4 protein-coding genes are annotated in these 4,789 nt (G+C 69.7%); all 4 read right to left on the bottom strand.

Annotation, left to right across the window (positions count from 1 at the left end):
• Nucleotides 1-451 (bottom strand): ATP-binding cassette domain-containing protein (locus tag Q4D18_RS08960; protein ID WP_303127486.1); only part of this gene is annotated, 451 nt, incomplete at its 3' end.
• A 78-nt stretch (nt 452-529) separates the two neighbouring features.
• Nucleotides 530-1,438, bottom strand: coding sequence for a MetQ/NlpA family ABC transporter substrate-binding protein (locus Q4D18_RS08955; RefSeq protein ID WP_303127483.1), 909 nt, complete (start codon nt 1,436-1,438; stop codon nt 530-532).
• Between the two features lie 667 nt (nt 1,439-2,105).
• On the bottom strand, nt 2,106-3,107 hold the full coding sequence (gene nrdF / locus Q4D18_RS08950; protein ID WP_303127481.1) for a class 1b ribonucleoside-diphosphate reductase subunit beta: 1,002 nt from the start codon (nt 3,105-3,107) through the stop codon (nt 2,106-2,108).
• Nucleotides 3,108-3,261: 154 nt separating this feature from the next.
• Nucleotides 3,262-4,584 carry a hypothetical protein gene (locus Q4D18_RS08945; RefSeq protein WP_303127479.1) on the bottom strand — a complete coding sequence of 441 codons (1,323 nt, stop codon included), beginning with the start codon at nt 4,582-4,584 and terminating at the stop codon, nt 3,262-3,264.
• Between the last annotated feature and the right edge of the window lie 205 nt (nt 4,585-4,789).

Raw genomic sequence — 4,789 nt, 5'->3', positions numbered from 1 at the left:
TGCCGACACGCTGCTTCTGCCCACCCGAGAGCTGCTCGGGGTACTGCTTGGCCTTCGCGGACAGCCCGACGAAGTCGAGCAGCTCGGCCACCCGGGCCTTGCGCTGGCCCGAGGGCCAGCCGGCCGTGGCGAGCGCGTAGTTCACGTTCCCGGCCACGGTGCGGGAGTGCATCAGGTTGAACTGCTGGAACACCATGCCGATGCGGGTCCGCAGGGGACGCAGCTTCGCCTCGGAGAGGTGGGACACCTGTTCCCCGAGCACCGTGACGGTGCCCGAGGTCGGCTTCTCCAGACCGTTGATCATGCGGATGAGGGTCGACTTGCCGGCTCCGGAGAAGCCGATCACGCCGAACACCTCCCCCCGGTTCACGGTCAGGGAGACGTCGTCCACGGCCTTGACGGCCCCGTCGCGCCCGTCGAAGACACGGCTGACGTGGTCGAAGACGATCACCGGCTCGCCCGGGGCACCCTCGACGGGGCGTCCCGGGCGAGCTTGACCCTGCTCAGGGGTGTGCGATCCTGCCACGGATCAGGCGCCCTGCTCCGCGATGACGTCCTGGTACTGCTTCAGGGTCTCCTCGATCTCCTCGGACTCCAGCTGCACCGGCACCGAGGTGCCCGAGGAGAGCTTGGCCGACTCGTCGAGGACGGCCTGCTCGTGGTACAGGTCGGCGATCTTCTTGTAGGTCTCGTTCTCCAGGTCCTCGCGACGCACCGCGAAGCCGTTGACGAACGGCTTGGCGGAGTCGGCCGAGGGGTCGTCCTTGTAGAGGGCCGTGTTGGTGTCGATCCCGGCGTCGGCGGAGAAGGTGTTGTTGATCACCGCGCCCTGCACGGACTCGAGCGCGTTCACGGTCTGCTGGGCCGCCACCGGCTGGACCTTCACCGTGGAGGCGGCCTCGTCGATGTCGCGGGGCTCGGGGCGGATGGTCTCCTTGTTGAGCGTGAGCAGACCGGCCTCCACCAGCACGTTGATGGCGCGCGCCTGGTTCACGGTGTCGTTCGGGATGGCGACGGTGTCGCCCTTCTGGAACTTGGACACGTCGTCGTACACCTTGGAGTACAGCGGGAGCGGGATGATCTCCGTGGTGCCGATGAGGGTGAGGTCCTTGCCCGCGGACTGGTTGTAGTCGGCCAGGTAGGCGATGTGCTGGAACCAGTTCATGTCGATGTCGCCGTTGTCCAGCGCCGGGTTCGGCTGGGTGTACTCGGTGAAGTTGCGGATCTCGACGTCGATCCCGTGCTTCTCCTTGGCCAGCTTCGCGAGGGCGCGGTGGGTCTCGTTCTCGGACACGACGCCGACAATGACCTTCTGGGAGTCGCCGGAGGCGGACGAGTCCTGGGCCTGCGAGTTGCACGCCGTGAGGGCGAACGCGCCGACGGCGGCCAGGGAGAGGCCGGCGAAGGAGCGGCGGGAGAGGTTCTGGGGCTGAGGCATGGGATGTCTCCTGTGGTGATGATGCCCCCGGGACGCGGGCGCGTCGGCCGGAGCTGAGGCAAGGACGGGGGCCGTCCGGGCAGGACGGCGAAGGCGCTGGGCGCGGGGAGCCGGGCGACCGGCGGGGGGTTCCTTTCGACGCTGCTCTTGCCCGGCCTCCAGGCGTCGGGGCGCCCTGGGGCGTCCTCCCGACGGAGACGGGCCGCTTCTCGGTCCAGTACCACCCGTGAACATGGGGTTGGCGAGCGGCTCGTCCTGGGACCACGTGGACCCGCCGGGGCGGATCCGAAAGCCGCTTCTCTTGAAGCTGGGCTCGAGCGTAGCGCACCACCGTCCGCGCCACTCGGCTCCTGAGATGCCCATCACATCGACAAGGGCCATGGGCATGTGGAGGACGTCGTCGCACCCGCGCGGCCCCCGTCATATGTCGTCATGTGACAAAACCCTGCCATCCAGTGGCCGGTGGCACCCCTCCCCCACGACGACGCCGGCCCCCCCCCCCCCCGGGGCGGGGGGGGGGCGCCCGCGGGGAGGGCCGCCGGCGGGGCGGGCGGGGGGGCGCACCCCCCCCACTACGACGCCGGCCCGCACCATCGCTGGGCCGGGGGGGGGCCGGCGTCGTGATGGCCTGCGGACGGGACGTCCGGGGAGCCTCAGGCGGGCGGGATCAGAAGTCCCAGTCCTCGTCCTCGGTGGCCTCGGCCTTGCCGATCACGTAGGAGGAGCCGGAGCCGGAGAAGAAGTCGTGGTTCTCGTCCGAGTTCGGGGACAGCGCGGAGAGGATGGCCGGATTCACGTTGGTGGTCTCGGCCGGGAACATCGCCTCGTAGCCCAGGTTCATCAGGGCCTTGTTGGCGTTGTAGTGGAGGAACTTCTTGACGTCCTCGGCCAGGCCCACCGCGTCGTAGAGCGTGTGGGTGTACTCGACCTCGTTCTCGTACAGCTCGAACATGAGCTCGAACGTGAAGGCCTTGAGCTCCTCGCGCTTCTCCTCCGGCAGCGTCTCGATGTTCCGCTGGTACTTGTAGCCGATGTAGTAGCCGTGGACGGCCTCGTCGCGGATGATCAGGCGGATCAGGTCCGCCGTGTTGGTCAGGCGCGCGTGCGAGGACAGGTACATGGGCCAGTAGAAGCCCGAGTAGAAGAGGAAGGACTCCAGCAGGGTGGAGGCGATCTTCTTCTTGTACGGGTCCTGGCCGTCGTAGCGCTCGAGGATCAGCTGGGCCTTGCGCTGCAGGTTCTCGTTCTCCCGCGACCACCGGAAGGCCTCGTCGATCTCCTTGGTGGAGGCCAGCGTGGAGAAGATCGAGGAGTAGGACTTCGCGTGCACGGACTCCATGAACGCGATGTTCGTGAGCACAGCCTCCTCGTGCTGCGTCATGGCGTCCGGGATGAGGGACACGGCGCCCACGGTGCCCTGGATGGTGTCCAGCAGGGTCAGGCCGGTGAAGACGCGCATGGAGAGGAGGCGCTCGTCGTCGGTGAGCTGGTTCCAGGACTGGACGTCGTTGGACAGCGGCACCTTCTCGGGCAGCCAGAAGTTGTTCACGAGGCGCTGCCACACCTCGGTGTCCTTCTCGTCCTGGATGCGGTTCCAGTTGATGGCCTCCACGAGGTGGTCGTGGACGGTGGGGCCGTGCTCGGTGGTCGGCTCCTGGGTCGCTGTCACGTCAGTTCACGTCCTCTATCAGTTGAGAACCGCTTGATTCTGCGGCTTTTGAGGCGCGCACGTCAGCGCGCGCGAGCTCGGGATCAGGGGTCAAGTCTAGGCCTTCAGGCCCGCTCGCGGGGCATTCGGAGCCCTGACGACGGTGGGGCGCCCCTCACACGAGGGGCGCCCCACCCCGGCCCGGCCCGCGGCCGCAGCGCACCGCGAACGCGCGTCGCATGCGCAGCAGCACGCTCGCACCCACCGCGACGCCGGCGAGCGCCCACCACTGGGCGCCGTCACCGGTCTGCACCACCTCAGGCCTGCGGTGCTGCTCCTCGGCCTCCTCGGCCTGCTCGGTGTCCACGGCGTGTGCGGGCTCGGTGGGCATGGGGGCCTCAGCGGTGTCCCCACGGGCGGGGGGCTCCTCGTCCGAGCTCACGGGGGACGCAGGAGCCGGCTCCCCAACGTGCTCCTCGTCCGCGGCGGCCTCGTCCAGGCCCCACTCCGCCAGGAGCGCAGGGTCCGTGACGAGCACGCGGGTCACGCTCTCCGTCTCACCGTCCACGAGGAGCTCGATCCGCAGGTCCTCCTGGACCGAGAGCTCGGCCGGGGTCAGGTCGGCACACGGCGTGCGGCCCACGACGAGCACCCAGTCGGCGGACTCGTCGATCGGCTCCGCCCACACTGCGGCATCGGGGCTGAAGAGGTCGGCGAGGGTGGCCACGAAGGCGTCCCCTGCGTACATGCAGGTGGTGTCCCCGTAGGCCTGCAGGGCCGCGAGCTGGTCCTCGGTGAGGTACTCGGACGGATCCAGGGGCTCGGTGGACCACCCGATCCTCTCGAGGAGCGCCTCCTGCTCCGCGGTCAGCTCGGCCTCGGGATCCTCGTCCAGCAGTGCCCAGATCTCCTCTAGCTGGGCCTCCTCCTCGTCGGTGAGCTCGGGCCACAGGTCACCCCCGCCCGCCTTCTCCAGGAGCGCCTCCTGCTCCGCGGTCAGCTCGGCCTCGGGATCCTCGTCCAGCAGCGCCCAGATCTCCTCGAGCGCTGCGATCTCCTCGTCGGTGAGGTCCCCCCACGGGTTCTCGAGGCCCGCCTTGGCCAGCAGCGCCTCCTGCTCCGCGGTCAGCGGGGCGTTCGGGTCCTCGTCCCACAGGGCGAAGATCTCCTCGAGCCGGTCCTCTTCCTCCGGGGTCAGCTCGGGCCACAGGTCCTCGACGTCACCGTCGCCCCACTCCTCCTCCCCTCCGCCGAAGCCGAGGAGGGACCAGAAAGGCCCGCCCAGCTCGACCTCTTCGCCGTGGCGGTCGACCGCGCGCAGCACGACCTCCGAGAACACCTCCTCCGGCGTCTGCGACTCGTCCGAGGCGACGGAGAGGGTGGACGCGTACGGCACAGCCCGGGTGGCCTCCTCAGCATGGGCCGGCAGGGCGCCGAGCCCGAGGGTGAGGGACACGCCGAGGACGGCAGCCGCGAGGCGGGGTGTGGTGCGGGACATGGGGTTGCTCCCTTGCTCGAGGAGGGCACGCCGGGCACTCCGGACGTCAGGACCGGGCTCAGGCGCCGGGTGATCCTGGCCACAGGATAGGAGGTGGCGGCCTGGGGGGCGGCGTGTCGCGACGACGGCGCGTCGTGGACGCCTGTCGCGGCGGCCGGAGCCCGCCCCGCAGACGACGACGGCGACGCACCCTGCGCAGGGTGCG

Source organism: Micrococcus sp., assembly GCF_030523875.1.
Taxonomy (GTDB): Bacteria; Actinomycetota; Actinomycetes; order Actinomycetales; family Micrococcaceae; genus Micrococcus.
This window is presented reverse-complemented; position numbering and strand designations above follow the sequence as displayed.

What these genes read in the sequence shown, in the direction of transcription:
- Q4D18_RS08955 (WP_303127483.1), bottom strand. Translation starts at nt 1,438, where the DNA reads ATGCCTCAGCCCCAGAACCTCTCCCGCCGCTCCTTCGCCGGCCTCTCC.
- Q4D18_RS08945 (WP_303127479.1), bottom strand. Translation starts at nt 4,584, where the DNA reads ATGTCCCGCACCACACCCCGCCTCGCGGCTGCCGTCCTCGGCGTGTCC.